Annotated in this window: 12 protein-coding genes and 3 pseudogenes; 7 read left to right on the forward strand and 8 right to left on the reverse strand. The window is 72.5% G+C overall.

Annotated elements, in window-relative coordinates; all coding sequences use genetic code 11:
* Positions 1-8: 8 nt before the first annotated feature.
* The 5 genes from ACWCYO_RS29985 to ACWCYO_RS30005 form a co-directional block, all read right to left on the reverse strand.
* On the reverse strand, positions 9-1079 hold the full coding sequence (locus tag ACWCYO_RS29985; protein WP_449785939.1) for a DUF2637 domain-containing protein: 1071 nt from the start codon (positions 1077-1079) through the stop codon (positions 9-11).
* A 229-nt stretch (positions 1080-1308) separates the two neighbouring features.
* On the reverse strand, positions 1309-2235 hold the full coding sequence (locus ACWCYO_RS29990; protein ID WP_449785940.1) for a (2Fe-2S)-binding protein: 927 nt from the start codon (positions 2233-2235) through the stop codon (positions 1309-1311).
* A gap of 159 nt (positions 2236-2394) precedes the next feature.
* On the reverse strand, positions 2395-3270 hold the full coding sequence (locus ACWCYO_RS29995) for a tetratricopeptide repeat protein (RefSeq protein ID WP_405000735.1): 876 nt from the start codon (positions 3268-3270) through the stop codon (positions 2395-2397).
* Between the two features lie 203 nt (positions 3271-3473).
* Entirely contained in the window at positions 3474-4343 is an 870-nt protein-coding gene (locus ACWCYO_RS30000; protein WP_449785941.1) for a hypothetical protein, read from the reverse strand.
* A 172-nt stretch (positions 4344-4515) separates the two neighbouring features.
* Positions 4516-5118, reverse strand: a complete 603-nt coding sequence (locus ACWCYO_RS30005; RefSeq protein WP_449785942.1) for a nucleotidyltransferase family protein — start codon at positions 5116-5118, stop codon at positions 4516-4518.
* 141 nt (positions 5119-5259) lie between these two features.
* On the opposite strand from ACWCYO_RS30005, the gene moaA reads away from it, so the two are divergent.
* The gene (gene moaA, locus ACWCYO_RS30010; RefSeq protein WP_270147943.1) at positions 5260-6255 is read left to right on the forward strand and encodes a GTP 3',8-cyclase MoaA; all 996 of its coding nucleotides are present in this window, start codon (positions 5260-5262) and stop codon (positions 6253-6255) included.
* Positions 6256-6476: 221 nt separating this feature from the next.
* On the opposite strand, the gene ACWCYO_RS30015 is transcribed toward moaA, so the two are convergent.
* The 3 genes and pseudogenes from ACWCYO_RS30015 to ACWCYO_RS30025 all read right to left on the reverse strand — a co-directional run bounded on the left by ACWCYO_RS30015 (position 6477) and on the right by ACWCYO_RS30025 (position 11518).
* Positions 6477-8891: a glycosyltransferase family 39 protein gene (locus ACWCYO_RS30015; protein WP_449785943.1), complete on the reverse strand. Its 2415-nt coding sequence runs from the start codon at positions 8889-8891 to the stop codon at positions 6477-6479.
* Positions 8892-8975: 84 nt separating this feature from the next.
* Positions 8976-10211: pseudogene (locus ACWCYO_RS30020) on the reverse strand (RNA-guided endonuclease InsQ/TnpB family protein).
* Positions 10212-10396: 185 nt separating this feature from the next.
* A complete protein-coding gene (locus tag ACWCYO_RS30025; RefSeq protein ID WP_270147947.1) occupies positions 10397-11518 on the reverse strand; it encodes an alpha/beta hydrolase in 1122 nt (373 codons plus the stop codon).
* A gap of 148 nt (positions 11519-11666) precedes the next feature.
* Here ACWCYO_RS30025 and ACWCYO_RS30030 point away from each other — a divergent pair, with 148 nt between their 5' ends.
* The 6 genes and pseudogenes from ACWCYO_RS30030 to ACWCYO_RS30055 all read left to right on the forward strand — a co-directional run.
* A complete protein-coding gene (locus tag ACWCYO_RS30030) occupies positions 11667-12590 on the forward strand; it encodes a hypothetical protein (RefSeq protein ID WP_449785944.1) in 924 nt (307 codons plus the stop codon).
* 171 nt (positions 12591-12761) lie between these two features.
* A pseudogene (locus ACWCYO_RS30035) lies at positions 12762-13379 on the forward strand (S1 family peptidase); the annotation flags it as partial.
* A gap of 201 nt (positions 13380-13580) precedes the next feature.
* Positions 13581-14309 (forward strand): annotated as a pseudogene (locus tag ACWCYO_RS30040) (putative Ig domain-containing protein); the annotation flags it as partial.
* 183 nt (positions 14310-14492) lie between these two features.
* Entirely contained in the window at positions 14493-15080 is a 588-nt protein-coding gene (locus ACWCYO_RS30045; protein ID WP_449785945.1) for a hypothetical protein, read from the forward strand.
* Between the two features lie 46 nt (positions 15081-15126).
* Positions 15127-15735, forward strand: coding sequence for a hypothetical protein (locus ACWCYO_RS30050; RefSeq protein WP_449785946.1), 609 nt, complete (start codon positions 15127-15129; stop codon positions 15733-15735).
* A 30-nt stretch (positions 15736-15765) separates the two neighbouring features.
* The coding region (locus ACWCYO_RS30055; RefSeq protein ID WP_449785947.1) for an HAD family hydrolase at positions 15766-16240 on the forward strand (475 nt) is incomplete at its 3' end.

Consider the following 16240-nt stretch of genomic DNA (forward strand, 5'->3'; position numbering starts at 1 on the left):
GGAACGGATCAGCCGAACTGCTGCTCCAGGTCCTTCAGTTTGCGCTCCAGCGAGTCCAGCCGGGGCAGCGTGACGGTGTCCTCGTCGACGGTGAGGTCGATGGTGCGCCGCTCCGGACGGGCCGGCAGGCCCGGCTGGACGACGGTGCCCTCGGCCGCCTCGACCTCGCGCGCACCGGCTTCCCGGGCACCGGCTCCCCGTACACCGGCCTCGACCTCGCGACCGGCCTCGGCTGAGCCGGCTATCGCGGGCTCCGAGCCGGCCGACTCCAACTGCCGTGCGCCGCCGCCGCGTCCGCGCCAGTGGCTGCCGCCGCGGTTGATCGCCCGGATCTCGGCCCGCTCGCGGCGCCCGGCCAGTTTGCGCCGCTCCTTCTCCAGCGCGCGCTCCCGCTTGTCGTCGCGGACCTCGTCCACCGCCTCGTCCAGGCTGCGCACGCCCTCCAGGAGCATCAGCGACCAGGCCGCGTAGGTCTCGCGCGGGGCGCGCAGCCAGCGGACGATGCGGATCTGCGGCAACGGGCGGGGCACCAGGCCCTGTTCGCGCAGTGCGGCCCGGCGGGTCTGCTTGAGCGCGCGGTCGAACAGGATCGCGGCGGACAGCGACATGCCGGAGAAGAACTGCGGGGCGCCGGCGTGGCCGAAGCCACGCGGGGCGTGCACCCAGTTGAACCAGGCCGAGGCGCCGGCGAAGAGCCAGACCAGCAGCCGGGAGCCGAGCGCCGCGTCGCCGTGGCTGGCCTCGCGGACGGCGAGCACCGAGCAGAACATCGCGGCGCCGTCGAGCCCGAACGGGACGAGGTACTCCCAGCCGCCGGAGAGGCCGAGGTTCTGCACGCCGAAGCCGACCAGTCCGTGGAAGGAGAGCGCGGCCGCGACCCCGGCGCAGCAGAACAGCAGCGTGTAGGAGGCGGCGCCGTACAGGGACTCCTTGTTGCGGCGCCGTTCCTCGGAACGCTCCCAGGAATCCCCGCCGGCGGCGGATCCCCGGCTCCGGGCCAGGGCCACCAGGAGGGCGCTGACCAGCAGCCCCGCCACCCCGGTGACGGCCCAGCCGAGCGGTATGTCGGACAATTTCATCGCCGGAACCAGCCTCGCTTTCTGCGTCGCGTTCCTGCGCCGCCGCTGCGTTCCGGCAGCGGGGCGGGGACCATCATGGCGGATGCCTGGCGAGCGAATGGCCGATTCGCCGTCAATGCGCTGGGGAGAGGGATTTCTGACCCATCACAAATCGCATGGTCATATGAATTCGGCGTGGGAGGTTCCCGGAATTGCGGGCTTTTCGAATCTGGAATCGCACGCATTTCCGTCAACGCCGCGTGACGCGGGGGCAGCCGCCACACATTGCCCCGGGTTCCACGGTGTAGACGAGGCAACAGCTGGCCCGGGCCCGGGCCGTACCCGAAGCGCCGGTGCGGGCGGGCGTCGGGGGCGCGAAACCGGCGCCCGGGGTGAAGGGGGCCGGGGCGGGAGCGGGGCCCTGGCCCGCGCCGGGCGTGCGCGCTGGCTCGGAGGTCGAGCCCCCGGCTGCCAGCAGCGCGGACAGTTCGGCGCGCGCCCGCTCCTGCTCCCCGAGCAGCCCACCCGCGTACCAGAGCCCCTCCACCACCGCGTCGGTGGCCATCGCCCACAGCACCCGGGGTCCGCGGCGCACCGCAGGCCCGAAGGCGGCCAGCACGGGTGCCAGGAACTCGCCCAGCGCGTACCGCAGTTCGGCCGCCAGTGCGGCCCCGTCCGGCGCCGTACGGGCCTCGGGCGAGCCGGCCGCCGGGTCGTCCGGCAGGCAGCCGAAGGCCTCCGGGCGCACCGTCAGCTCGATCGAGGCGGGGTCGCGGCGCAGCGAGACGTCGCCGGGGCCGAGCAGCGGCACGCGCCGTTCCAGGAACCACGGCACGGTGAACAGCAGTGAGACCGACCAGACCAGGCGGTGCAGTCCGAAGCCGGCGGCGACGTCCGGGCGCAGCGGTCGGCCGTAGCGGGCGAGGCCCCGTCGGGCGTCGTGGGCGATCAGCTCGCGCACCGCGGCCGGGTCCGTGGTGAGGTCGGCGACGGGCAGCCAGCCGCCGCCCCGGCGGGGTGGGGCGCAGCGCACGTCCAGGATCGGGGTCAGCGCGGTCAGCCGGTGGTACGAGGGGACGCAGGGGGTGGAGGTGTCCGGCGCGTGGGCCGGGGTGTGCGCCTGGGTGGTGCGGGGGGCGCACGGCGCGGGGCCGGGGCGGGTGCTGCTCGCGGTCATGGGCGGGCCCCATCGGGTCGACCGGGGCCGCCGGAGGACCGCCCGGCGGCCCGGCCACGGGGACGCCGGGGCCCGGCCGGACCGGGGCACGGCGGTGCCCGGGGAACAGCAAGGCGACCTGTCCGGGGCACTGCTCACTCCGGACAGGTTAGCCTCACCTTAGCTGATGGTCCCTCCGGTCTCGCTGGCGATGCGCCCATCCGGGGGAGCCCCCGGCGCGCGCCCCGGCGTGCGCGGGGTGCCCCCCGGCGTGCGCGAGATGCCCAGCTGGCGCGCGAGCCAGACCGGCACCCCGCCCAGGGCGTGCACCAGGCGGGCGGCCTCGGCGCGCAGCCGTACGGCCTCCGGCGGCTCGGACACCTCGGCGAGCGCGGCGAGCGCCGGCGCCACCCCCACCGTGAAGCCGAGTTGCTCGCGCAGCCGCAGCGAGGCGTCGAAGCCCTCCCGGGCGTTGCCGCGGTCCCCGCGGGAGAGCGCCAGCGCGGCGAGGTGCCGCCAGGTGTAGGAGCGCAGCAGTTCGTCCCCGCGCTCGCCGGCGCCCTCGTGCGCCCGGCGGTAGGCGATCCAGGCGGCGCCGCGGTCGCGCAACAGGTTCTCGGCGACCAGTCCGCGCCGGAAGTCCAGCAGCGGGCGGCCCGGGGCGTCCGGCGGCAGCAGGGCCGAGGTGCGGCCGAGTGCCGCCTGCGCCTCGTCCAGCCGGTCGCGCGGGCCGAGCACGCTGGCGAGGTAGGCGAGGAAGCCGCGGGCGCAGGCGGCGGCCGCGCGCTGTTCGGTGCCCTGCGCCAGGGCTTCGGCGAGTCGTAACGCCTGTTCCGCCTGGGTCCACTGCGAGGCGGTGAACAGGCACTGTTCGATGAGGAGTTCGGCCCGTGCGAGGGCGACGGCCGGATCGTGTTCGGCGGCGGGTCGCAGCAGTTCGGCGGCCTCCTGCCAGCACCCCCGGGACCGCAGCCGCCACACGGTGTCGCCCGGTTCCTCCGCTGCTGCCCGCCCCCGTTCGTCCGGGCCGTTCGGGCTCCATCCGTGCTCCGACAACGCCACCTCCTTGTGTGCGCCATCCAGCAGGGCGCGGACCTGCCCCTGGGGCCCTGCCGCCACGACCCGTGCGCATGGCGACGGCAGGGCGAAAGGCCCGCGCTGTGGCGGCAATTCAACACGGGGGCGAGCTTGTGCACCAGATCACGAGCGGAGGTTGTTGATTTTCCGGACGAGATGATCTAGGGGGGCAATGTCCCGTCTCAGGAGGTCCAGCCGGTCTCCATCAGGGCCTCCGCGGCGCCGTTGGCGGGCTGCGGCACGCCGGCCAGGTCCAGGCTGAACAGGGCGACCAGCAGTTGTTCGCCGCGCACGGTGGCCTGGTGGGAGTAGCCGGCCAGGGTGAACATGGCGGCGGCCATCTCCTCGGCGTGCAGGGTCTGCAGCCACAGGCACTCGACCGACTTCACGTCGGCGGGCTCGGTCCAGGTGTCGACCTGGGCGACCATCCGGCTGCCCAGCAGGGTGACCCCGTCGCGTTCCTGGGCCTCGGTCAGCTCCAGGTCGTCGAAGCCCAGCCACTCCAGGTAGCGGGCGGCCGTGAACACCGCGTCCTGCGAGGTGCGCACCGGGTGGGGCCGGAACGGGGTGCGGTGCCGGAAGGGGCGGGAGCCGCCGGCCGAGCCGCCGGGGGGCGCGGGCGGGGCGGGCGGGGCGGGCACCGGGGTGTTCATCGGGTGGGCGGGGTACGGGCGGGAGGCCTGCGGGCCGGGGGCGGCGAGCGGTCCGGCCGTGCCGTTGCCCAGCCGGGTGGTGCGGTCCACCGGGAGCCGGACGGTGGCGCCGCAGTTGCAGGTGAACTCGGGCTGCGGCCACTGGTCGGAGCGGCCGCAGTGCGGGCAGCGCATGCTCAGCCAGGAGTCCTCCCAGGACCGGAACCGCACCTGCACCGGCACCCCGCCGCGCAGCAGCGGCACCTTCAGCGAGGCGCCGCACGGGCAGGGCAGCGCCGGCGGTTCGTACAGGTGCTCGCGGCGGCAGGCGGGGCAGCGGATCGCCCGGGCGCCACCGCCCGCCCCGGGCCCTGGCCGCGCGGGGTCGTGTCCGGTGAAGTCGTCGGGCAGTCCTGCCATCGCGGGCTCCGTCCGTCGGTGTCGGGTGGGTGGATGCATCCCATGCTCCCCGAAACGTCCGGCTCTGGGCGCGGAATGGGGCAATCCTCAGGGACGGATCAGGGGGCGGTGACCGGGGAGGGCGAGGCCGGACCCTTCGCAGGGAGGATGCGCGGCGGGCCTGCGGAGCACGTCAGCGGGCCGACCAGCGGGCCAGGTCGGCGGGGGTGTCCAGGTCGTCCGGGACGGCGACGTCCGCGCACTCGACCAGGACGAGCTCCGCGGCGTGCGCCGCCAGCAGGGCGCGGGCCCCGGTGTCGCCGGCGGCGCCCTCGGCGGCCTCGGCGAAGTGCCGCGCGCCGATCAGCACCGGGTGCCCGCGCCGCCCGCCGTACGCCGCCGCGGCCAGTTCGGCGCCGGCCCGGTGCGCGGCCAGCAGCCGGGCCACCGCGGCCGGGGTGACGCCCGGGGTGTCGACCAGCATCACCAGCACCGCCGGGGCGTCCGGCGCCAGCGCGGCCAGCCCGGCCCGCAGCGAGGAGCCCATGCCCTCGGCCCAGTCCGGGTTGGCCACCAGCCGGCAGCCCGGCAGGTGCGCGGTGGAGCGGACCCGCTCGCGCTCCGCGCCCAGCACCACCGTGACGTCCGGGCAGCCGCCGGCCCGTACGGTGGCCACCGCGTGCTCCACCAGCGGCCGGCCCGCGTACCGGATCAGCGCCTTGGGCCGCCCGCCGAGCCGGCGTCCGCCCCCGGCGGCGAGGACGAGGGCCGGGACGGCGGGCGGTGTGTTCTGCATGCGCCCAGCCTGCCCGGTCCGGGCCCGGTCGTGCAGCGGTTCGCGACTTGTACGAATCCACAGGACGAAGGCGCAGGTCGGGGGTGCTCCCCGGCGGTTCGGCCGCTGGTCCGGCGGCGCGCTTGCCCCTGTACTGGGTCGATGAACACCGCACCGCGCCCGCTGGTGGACCGCTTCGGTCGGGTCCACACCGACCTGCGGGTCTCGCTGACCGACCGCTGCAACCTGCGCTGCACCTACTGCATGCCGGCGGAGGGCCTGGACTGGCTGCCCCGTGCGGAGGTGCTAGACGACGACGAGGTGGTCCGGCTGGTGCGGATCGCGGTGCGGCGGCTTGGGGTGCGCTCGGTGCGGCTCACCGGCGGGGAGCCGCTGCTGCGCCGGGGGTTGCCCGGGCTGGTCGGACGGCTGGCCGGGCTGGGGGTGGAGCTGTCGCTGACCACGAACGGGATCGGCCTGGCACGTACGGCCGTTCAGCTCCGGGAGGCCGGGCTGGGGCGGGTGAACGTCAGCCTGGACACGCTGCGCGCGGACCGGTACGCGGCGCTCACCCGGCGGGACCGGATCGGCGACGTGTTCGCCGGACTGGCGGCGGCGAAGGCGGCCGGACTGGACCCGGTGAAGGTCAACGCCGTGCCGGTGCGCGGGGTGAACGAGGACGAGATCCCGGAGTTGGCGTCCTTCGCCGTCGAACACGGCTACCGGATGCGCTTCATCGAGTCCATGCCGCTGGAAGCGCAGGGGAGTTGGGACCGGGCCGCGATGGTGACGGCCGACGAGATCCTGGCCCGGCTGGGCGAGCGCTTCGACCTCCTGCCGGTCGGACGCAGCGGCAACGCCCCGGCGGAGGAGTGGCGGATCGCCGGGACGGACACGGTGATCGGGGTCATCGCCTCCGTCACCCGCCCGTTCTGCGGCGGCTGCGACCGGGTCCGGCTGACCGCCGACGGGCAGCTGCGCAACTGCCTGTTCGCCACCGAGGAGTCCGACCTGCGCGCCCTGCTGCGCGGCGGCGCGGACGACGGCCGGATCGAGGAGGCCTGGCGGGCCTCGGTCGCCGGCAAGGGGCCCGGACACGCCATCGGCAGCGCCGACTTCGTCCGGCCCGAGCGGCCGATGTCCGCGATCGGCGGCTGAGCGGGCGTCACCGAGGCCGACCGGAAGGCCATGCCGCAGCAGTGCGGAAGTCGAGGAACAGGGGGCGCGCCGCGCGAACGCGGCACGCCCCCGGGGGGAGTCGAGTCTCCGGGATCAGGGTTTCCCGGAGCGTGGACTCCCGGGTGAGGACTCCGGAGCCCGGTCCGGGAGCGGGGATCAAGCTCCCGGATCAGGATTCCGGAGTCAGGGCTTCGGGGCCGTCAGGACTTCGGGGCCGTCAGGTCGTAGAAGGTGGCGGTGCCGACCGTCCTGGCGGTGAAGTGGCCGGTCACCCAGGCCTCGATCTGGGCGGCCTCGGTCTGCTGACCGCCCTCGTCGCCCTCGCCGCCCGCGCCGCCGAAGCCGCGGTGCGAGCCGCCGGCGATGAACCAGTGCACCTTGCCCTCCTGGACGTACTTCTGGAAGCCGTCCAGGCTGAGCGAGGGGTCCGTGCCGTTGAAGCCACCGAGGGCCATCACCGGCTTGCCGGTGGCGAGTTGGTAGCTCGCGGCGTTCTGCGAACCGGTGGTGGCGGCCGCCCAGGTGTAGTGGTCGGCGTCCTGCGAGAGCAGCGCCGCGGCCTCGTCGCTCACCTTGGTGCCGCCGAGCAGGCCGCCCATGCCGCCGGCGAAGCCGCCCGGGCCGGTGCCCTCGGGGTCCTGGCCGCCGGGGAAGCCGTTGGCGCCGGGGGCGCCGTTGCTGCCGCCTCCGGCACCGCGCTCGTGGTGGCTGCCGGGGGTGTTGGCGCCGCCGGAGCCCCGGCCGGAGCCGTGGGTGCCCTGGCCGCCGGGGAAGCCGCCGGGGAAGCCCTGGCCGTTCTGACCGCCCTGGCCGCCGGGGAAGCCCTGGCCGCCGAAGCCGCCCGGACCGCCCTGGCCGCCCTGGCCGAACATCCGGCCGTTGCCCATCGCGCCCTTGCCGCCCTTGCGCCCGAACGATCCCGGCCCGAACGCGCCCTTCACGGACGGCCCGGCGGTGATGATCGAGCCGTTGTGCGCGGTGCTCACGGTGTCCACCGCGTACGCGGCCGGACCGCCGAACGCCGCCGCCAGGCCCACCAGGCCCGCCACCGAGGCGATCCGCGCGCCGGTCCGGCCGGAGACCCTTCCGGCGTACTGCCCGGCGACCAGTGCGGCCGCCGCCGCCAGCCCGCCGACCAGCACCGCCCAACGCAGCCAGGGCAGGAAGCCGGAGCTGCGGCCGAGCAGGACGAACGCCCACCCCGCCGTCACCGCGAGCACGCCCGCCAGCAGCAGCGCGTACGGGAGCCGGTGCCGCGCCCGCCACAGCCCGTCCGCGCCCATGCCGACCAGCGCCGCGACGGCCGGGGCCAGCGCCACCGTGTAGTACTGGTGGAAGATCCCGGACATGAAGCTGAAGATCAGCGCGGTGGAGATCAGCCAGCCGCCCCAGACCAGGAACGCCGCGCGCGCGGTGTCCGGACGGGCGTGGCGGCGGGTCGCCCACAGGCCGACCACCAGCAGGATCAGCGCGGCCGGCATCAGCCAGGCGATCTGCCCGCCGATGTCGCTGCCGAACAGCCGGGTGATGCCGGTCTGGCCCCAGCCCCGGTTGTGCATCGCGCCGGCCGGCAGGTCGAGCCCGGCGGGGAGGTGTCCGCCGCCGCCCACGCTGCCGCGCTCGTTGCCGTCGACCCGGCCGAGGCCGTTGTAGCCGAAGGTCAGGGACAGGAAGCTGTCGTCCTGCGAGCCGCCGACGTACGGGCGGGCCGAGGCGGGCAGCAGCTCGACGATCGCCACCCACCAGCCGGCCGAGAGCACCAGGGCCAGGCCCGCGAGCAGGGTCTGCCGCAGCCGCCGCCAGAAGCCGGTGGGGGCCACGACCAGGTAGATCACCGCGAAGGCGGGCAGGATCAGGAACGCCGCCAGGGTCTTGGTGAGGAAGGCGAAGCCGAACACCGCCCCGGTGAACAGCAGCCACCGGGTGCTCGCCGTCTCGATGGCCCGCACCATCCCGTACGCGGCCACGGTGAGCAGCAGCACCAGCAGCGCGTCCGGGTTGTTGAAGCGGAACATCAGCGTCGCGACCGGGGTGAGCGCCAGCGCGGCGCCGGCCAGCAGGCCGCCGAGCGGGGAGAAGCGGCGGCGCACCGTGGCGTACAGCACGCCGACGGTGGCGGCGCCCATCAGCGCCTGCGGCGCCAGGATCGACCACGAGGAGAGGCCGAAGATCCGCACCGACAGCGCCATCGGCCACAGCGACGCCGGGGGCTTGTCGACGGTGATGAAGTTGCCGGCGTCGGAGGAACCGAAGAAGAAGGCCTTCCAGCTCTGGCTGCCGGCCTGGACGGCGGCCGAGTAGAAGGCGTTGGCCCATCCGGAGGCGCCCAGGCCCCACAGGTAGAGGACGACGGTCGCGGCGATCAGTGCCAGCAGGGCCGGGCGCACCCAGCGCGGGTCGTCCGCCCGGCCGCGCCAGGCGCGGGCCGGGAGGGTGCGCAGCCGTCCGGACCAGGAGGCCGGGCCCTTGGGGCCGACGGGCGGCAGGGGCTGCTCGGGGAAGAGCGGCGCCGGGGTCGGCCGGCTGGTGTCCGGCTGCGGCATCTCCGGCGGCGGGTAGTTCGCGGCCTCGGGCCACGGATCGCCGGCTGGCGGGGAGTAGCTGCTCGTGGTCATGCGCCATATGGTGCGTGGCGCGGCTGAGAGAACCGTGAGACGAGGCTTTGACTTCCTCCCCCGCCTGAGGGCGGGGGAGCCCCCTCAGCCTTGCGGCTGAGCCGCTGCGCGTGAGCGCACCGGTTGGGATGCTTCCTGTTTCACAGCCGACAGCGGAAGGGATGCCCCTTGCCGTCTTACACCAGCTCCGCAGGCATCGCCCGAGTCGCCTCGGGCTACGGCTCGACCAGCCGCAAGGATGTTCTTCGCCGCATTGCTGTCCCGGTCGTGCCGGGTGCGGCAGGCAGGGCATGTCCAGTGCCGGGTGCTGAGGCTGAGTTCAGCGAGCAGATGTCCGCAGCCACTACAGGTCTTGGACGACGGGTACCAGCGGTCGATCACGACGAGCTGTCGGCCGTAGCGCTCGCACTTGTACTCCAGCGGTCGGCGGAACTCGCCCCAGCCGACGTCGGAGACGGAACGGGCCAGTTTCCGGTTCTTGGCCATGCCTGCCACGTTCAGGTCTTCTATGGCGATCACGCCGGCCTTGCGGACCAGGTTGGTGCTGGCGCGGTGCAGGAAATCCTGGCGGGCGCTCTTGACCTTGCGGTGGGCGCGGGCGACCTTCGCCTTGGCCTTGGTTCGGTTGTTGGAGCCGCGCTGGCAGCGGGCCATCCTGCGCTGGTACCGCTTGAGGTTCGCGAGCTTGCGTTCCAGATGCCGGGGGTTGGCGATCCGCTCCCCATCCGAGGTCACGGCGAAGTCCTTCAGCCCGAGGTCCACGCCGATGGCGTGGCCGAGCGGTTCCAAAGCGGTGTTCTCATCGGTGTCCAGGGCGAAGGTCACGTAGCAGCGGCCGTCGGGGTCGCGGGAGACGATCACCATCGTCGGGTCCAGTGCGGTCACGTCCACATCGCCGAACGACCACACGAAGACCAGCGGCGCACTGGTCTTGGCCAGCCACAGCTCACCCGCTTTCATGCGGAACGCGGAGCGCGTGTAGTGCGCGGACTGCCGCGCGGTGCGGGACTTGAAACGCGGGTACTTCGCCCGTCCGGCGAAGAAGTTCGAGAACGTGGCGCAGTGTCTGCTGCAACGGCACCGACGACACCTCGGACAGGAACGACAGGTCGTCCGTCTTCTTCGGCGCCGTCAGCGCCGCGTCGGTCTGCTTGTACGAGGTCTTCACGCCGTCCCGTGGTACGCCCGGTGGCGTTCCGCGAGGGTCTTGTTCCACACCAGGCGCACGCACCCGAACGTGCGGCCCAGCATGGCCGCCTGCTCAGGGGCCGGGTATGCCCGGCACTTGTACGCCACCCTCACGGCCCGAGCCTTACACATGGAACCCGCATGAGTAAGACGAACCGTCAAACTCGCTTCCGAGCTTCGCTCTCAGAGCCGTCCCGGCTTCTACGGAACCCCGATTCATCCCCGGCCAGAAGACCGGGGCCTCCTCGGGAGGATCAGGTGATCTGCGCCGCTTTCTCCGTATCCCCGTTTCCCCGGGACGGTGCCCTGGGTGGGTCCTACGCGGCGGCCGGCATGGTGATGTGCTTGCCCAGCCACTCCAGGGCCGGGGGGATCTCCCGGGTCCAGGTGTGGAAGTTGTGGCCGGCGGTGTCCAGGGTGATGGTGGACATCTTGGTGGGGGCCTTGAAGGCGGCGACCATGGCCTTGGTCTCGTCGTAGTTGTTCTCGTCGTACGCGGTGGTCAGCAGCAGCGAGACCGGGGCGGCCGGCTGGTTCTTCAGCCGCCACAGCAGGTCGTTCTCCTGCTTGAGCTTGTCGTCGCCGCCGAACAGGTCGCCGGTGGTCGGGTCGTGGGCGGCGCTGTAGTAGCCGGAGAGCGCGACCGCCGCCGGGTAGGAGTCGGGCTTGCGCAGCGCGAACTTGAGCGCGCAATAGCCGCCGGTGGAGTTGCCGATCACGGCCCGGTTGGCCGGGTCGGTGCCGATCCGGTAGGTGGTGGCGAGGGCCTTGGGCAGGTCGCTGGTGAAGAAGGTCTCGACCTGGGGGCCGTTCGGCACGTCGACGCACTCGGTGTCCCGGTCGCCGACCAGGGTGGGGCGGGTCATCACCAGGATGGTCGGCGGCAGCTTCTTCTGCTCGATGGCGTCGAGGGTGGACGCCGGGTACTGCATCAGCGAGATCAGCTTCTCCGGGGTGCCCGGGTAGCCGGTGAGCACCACGGCCATCGGGAAGCGCTGCTTGGCGTAGCCCGGCTGGAAGTACTGCGGCGGGAGGTAGACGTACGCCTCGGTGCTCAGGCCGCTGCCGGCTCCTTTGACGTCGACCTTCTGGATCAGGCCGGAGCGGTCGCGGTCCGAGCCCTGGGCCGAGTAGAACTTCTGCTCACCGGTGATGGACACGCCGGAGGCGTTGGGCTGGTGGTCGACCACCGTGCCGAGCCCGCCGCTGGTGCCGAGCAGGTCGGTCCAGGAGCTGTAGAAGCCGAAGTAGCTGTTGGCGATCAGGCCCATGGCGGCCAGCACCGAGAGCTGGGTGGCCAGGAAGGCGCCGATCCGGCCCAGCCAGGACTTCCAGCCCTTCCCGCCGAACTTCGGCCAGAACCACATGGTGGCGGCGAAGACGACGATCGCGATGACCGAGGCGATGATCTGGAGGGGGAGTCCGGTGAGACTGAGCACGGGCCCGATCGTAGTTGACCCGGATGGGTGGGCCGGGGCGGCCCCTTCGGGTGATCGGCCGAAACGGGTTGACCGGGATGGTTCGTGGTCGGCACCATGTCGCAGGGGTGTGCACGCAGTGTGCGCCGGGCGTCACTGGGGTGGGATCATGAAGTCCATCGGCAAGACCGGTCTGGCCATCGGTTCGGCGCTGCTGCTCGCGGCCTGCTCGGGCGGGTCGACCGGCGGTACGGCGGCGGGCGGGGCCACGTCCGCGGGCGGGCCTTCCTCGAAGGCCACGCCGAGCGAGGTGCCGTTCGGTCCGGTGCTCAGCAAGAACATCGATCCGGTCAACAGCGCGCTGGCCCAGATCCCCGGTGCCAAGAGCCTGAGCGACTTCGACGCCGTGCTCAGCACCCTCGGCACCGCCGCGCACAGCGCTTACAGGGCTCTGGACATCGCGGACGCCCCGGCCGCGGTCACGGAGGACAGGCATGACCTGGCGATCGCGCTGAGCGTGTTCCAGGACGACGTCGCGGGTGTCCGTGGCGCCATCAAGGCCAGGGACGTCTGCGCCCTGAGCTCGGCGGAGGCCAAATTGGGTGCCTCGCAGGGGCTGGCGTCGGTGTCGGCGCTCCTCACCAAACTGGCAGCGGCCGGTTACTCGGCGAGCCTCACCGTCCCCGAGCTGCCCAAGCAGCAGTCCCGCTCGCTGGACAACGGCACGATGGTCAGCACGGGCAAGCTGCGCGGCGAGGGCGTGTTCAAGGTCGACAACGGCGGCAAGACGGATGCGGTCGTCTCGCTCGTGCTGAACGGCAAGACGGTGCACTCGATGTTCGTGGCCAAGGGACAGAAGGCCAGCATCGAGGGCGTGGAGGACGGGACGTACGACGTCTACGTCTCCGAGGGTGCGGACTGGGACTCCGCGACCAAGGCCTTCACGCAGAGCTGTGCGTTCACCAAGTTCGAGGACAACTTCCCGTTCGAGACCGGCAGTACCTCGACGTCCTGGTCGATCACCCTTCAGCCGGTGGCCGACGGCAACGCCAAGACCAACGACGTGGACCCGAACTCATTCCCGCAGCCGTAGTCCGTAACGGGCATACCGGGACAGGTGGTTGTCATTCGATGGCACAACATGCGCCAGCCGGTGGCGAGTTGTGCAGGAACCGTTGACCGCTTGAAGTGACCATGGCACTTTCGTGCGGGCGCGGACCTCGGCGACCAGCCGGGCACTCCGCGATCCCCCACAAGGAGAGCCATGTTCAAGAGACTTGTCGCGGTGGCCGGCGCGACCGCCGTCGTTGCGGGCGGGCTGGCCTTCGCCGCCGCCCCCGCGCACGCCGTCCAGGCGGCCGACCTGACGTCGACCATCGCCCTGGACGACTGCTCGGCCTCGCTGGTCCGGTTCCCCGCCTCGGTGGACGGGGACCGGGCCATGATGCTCACCAACGGACACTGCCTGCCCACCATGCCCTCGGCCGGCCAGGTCATCCAGAACGTCAGCGCCAGCCGCAGCGGCACCCTGCTGGACGGTGCCGGCAACAGCCTCGGCACCGTCCAGGCCGACCGGGTGATCTACGCGACGATGACCGGCACCGACGTCGCGCTCTACCGACTCACCGACACCTACGGCTCGATCACCTCCAAGTACGGCGCCACCGCGCTGACGATCAACGACGCGCACCCCGTCGACGGATCCTCGATGTACATCCCGTCCTCGTACTGGAAGCAGGTCTGGAACTGCTCCGTCAACGGGTTCGTGCCCACCCTGCGCGAGGACCAGTGGACCTGGCACGACTCGCTGCGCTACAGCTCCGGCTGCAACACCACGCACGGCACCTCCGGCTCGCCGATCATCGACTCCGCGAGCGGGCGGATCGTCGGCATCAACAACACCGGCAACGACGACGGCCAGATGTGCACCCTCAACAACCCGTGCGAGGTCGCCGCCGACGGCACCACCACGGCCACCAAGGGCCAGAGCTACGGCGAGGAGACCTACTGGTTCACCACCTGCCTGAACTCCAGCCGCGCCGTCGACCTCACCGTGCCCGGCTGCCTGCTCACCAAGCCGGCCGGCGCCGCCGTCTCGGTGGCCAGCCCCGGTGACCAGTCCACGGCGGTCGGCGGGGCGGTGAACCTCCAGATCAACGCCTCCGGCGGCACCGCCCCGCTGACCTACGCCGCGAGCGGCCTGCCGGCCGGGCTGTCGATCAACTCCTCGACCGGCCTGATCTCCGGCACCGTCTCCACCGCCGGCAGCTCCACCGTGACCGTCACCGTCACCGACGCCGCCGGCAAGTCGGCCACCACCAGCTTCGGTTGGGCGGTCACCACCGGTGGTGGCGGTTCCTGCACCCCGGCGCAGCTGCTGGGCAACCCGGGCTTCGAGACGGGCTCGGCGGTGCCGTGGGCGGCTTCGAGCGGTGTGATCGACAACGGCTCCTCCGAGCCGGCCCACGGCGGCAGCTGGAAGGCGTACCTGGACGGCTACGGCAGCAGCCACACCGACACGCTGTCCCAATCGGTGGCGATCCCGGCGGGCTGCAAGGCGACGCTGAGCTTCTGGCTGCACATCGACACCGCGGAGGCGGGCGCGACGGCGTACGACAAGCTGACCGTGTCGGTGAACGGCACCACGCTGAAGACCTACTCCAACGTGGACGCCGCGACCGGCTACCAGCAGCGCACCTTCGACCTCTCGGCCTACGCGGGCCAGAGCGTCACCCTGAAGTTCACCGGCGTCGAGGACTCCTCGCTGCAGACGAGCTTCGTGATCGACGACACCTCGATCCAGGCCAGCTGACGCCTCATCGGTGGAGAGGGGCCCGGCGGCTCAGGCCGCCGGGCCCTTCCGGCTTGGCGTCGGCTACGCGCTCAAATTTCGCTCAACTTTTTTACGCAACAAAGACCAATGGTTAGGCTGCCATGGGGTCGAACGAATGGGCTATTCGTCGGCCGGGGCCACACGGTTTGGGGGCGGGAACGAGTGACTGATCTGGATTTCGAGCGCAAGATGAATCCGTGGCTCTTCGACAGTTCCGGGAACCTGACGGAGTCGGCGAAGAAGCAGTTCCCGGACCTCGCCGCCGCGGCGGCTGGTACGGCGGCCCCGGGATGGACGCCGCCCCCGGTGGCCACGGCGGCCCCCGGCGGACCGACGGTGAAGGTGAGCCCGGAGGCGCTGCGCAAGGCGGGGACCAGCGCGGGCACTCTGCACACCGACTTCGACAAGGCCACCAAGGACGTGTGGAAGGACCTCCAGAGCAGCCTCCAGGGCATGTCCAAGGACTGGGCGATCGTGGGGGCGGTCCAGGCCGCGCACGAGATGTGGGAGGCGCAGGCGCAGGCGACCAGCCAGGCGATAGCGGACATCTCCACCGGTCTGATCAGCAACGCCGACGACGCGGGCTTCAACGCGGCTGCCGCTTCCGCCAAGAAGACGGTGGAACAGGCCGCGCAGGGAACGGGGTTGAATCAGGAGCGGGTCCAGGCGCTGGCCACAGGGGCCGCCAAGAGCGTGCTGACCGGCGGTACCTACGCCGCGGACCGCTTCGGCCGGGCCGTCAGTGGCTGAGGACAGGCGGCGCCGGCGGCGGTGGCTCGCCGCCGGGGTCGCGGGGGTGGTTCTCGCCGGGGCCGGGTTCGGGTGGTGGTGGCGGTCGGCTCACGCGCCGGCGGCGCTGTCGACCAGTGCCTGCTGGTCGGTGCTCACCCGGGACGACCTCGCACCGCTGACGGACGAGTTGCCCAGGACGTTCGTCGAGCACTACCTGAACGGGCACGGGGAACGCCTTCGCCCGGGCATCGAGGATCAGAGGTGCAATCTCCACCAGAACCCGGAGAAGTCCCTGGTGCTGGTCGACGTGCAGTTGATGGACGAGTCCACCATGCACTACACCGACGGCGCAGGCTCGCAGCTGAACCTCCCGGGTCAGAGCCGGCTCGACTTCGGTGCGGACGTGCAGGGGTGGAGCGGGCCGTACTTCGCGGATCTCGGGTTCCGGTGCGACAACCCGGAGAACACGCGCATGGGTCGGCCGTACGTGCACGTCGTGATCAGCACGGGCGGTCCCGAGGGGCCGAGGTCGGAGACGCTTCACCGGGCGGCCCTCGACTTCGCGTTGAAGTACGCCAAGGCCGTCGTGGCGAGCTACCCGTGCTCGAACCCATTGCACCTGCCGGACAGCGTTCCGCAGTCGGCGACGAACTTCCCGCCGCCGGGGTCCTGACCGGATCGGGCCCGCCCCTATGCTGTCTGGATGATCGACCCGATAGAGCTGGTGATATTCGACTGTGACGGCGTCCTGGTGGACAGCGAGATCATCGCCGTCCGCGTCCTGGTGCAGCTGGGGGAGGAGTTCGGCTGGCCGCTGACCGAGGCCGAGGTGATCGAGCGGTTCGTCGGGCGGTCGGAGGCGGCCAACCACGCGGTGGTCGCCGAGCGGCTCGGTGAGGAGGCCGCGACGTTGTTCGACAAGCGCTTCCGGGAGCTGCACGCCGAGGCCGTGGACGCCGGGCTGACGCCGGTGGACGGGCTGGTGGAGGCGCTGGACGCGATCCGGCTCCCCACGTGTGTGGCGTCCAGCGGCAGCCACGAGAAGATGCGCCACACCCTGGGCCGTACCGGACTGTACGGCCGCTTCGAGGGCCGGATCTTCAGCGCCACCGAGGTCGGGCGCGGCAAGCCCCCCCCCCGCCACATACTGGACGCCGCCCCCCGGAGGGGGGTGGGCC

The sequence above is a fragment of the Kitasatospora sp. NPDC001683 genome, assembly GCF_053596495.1.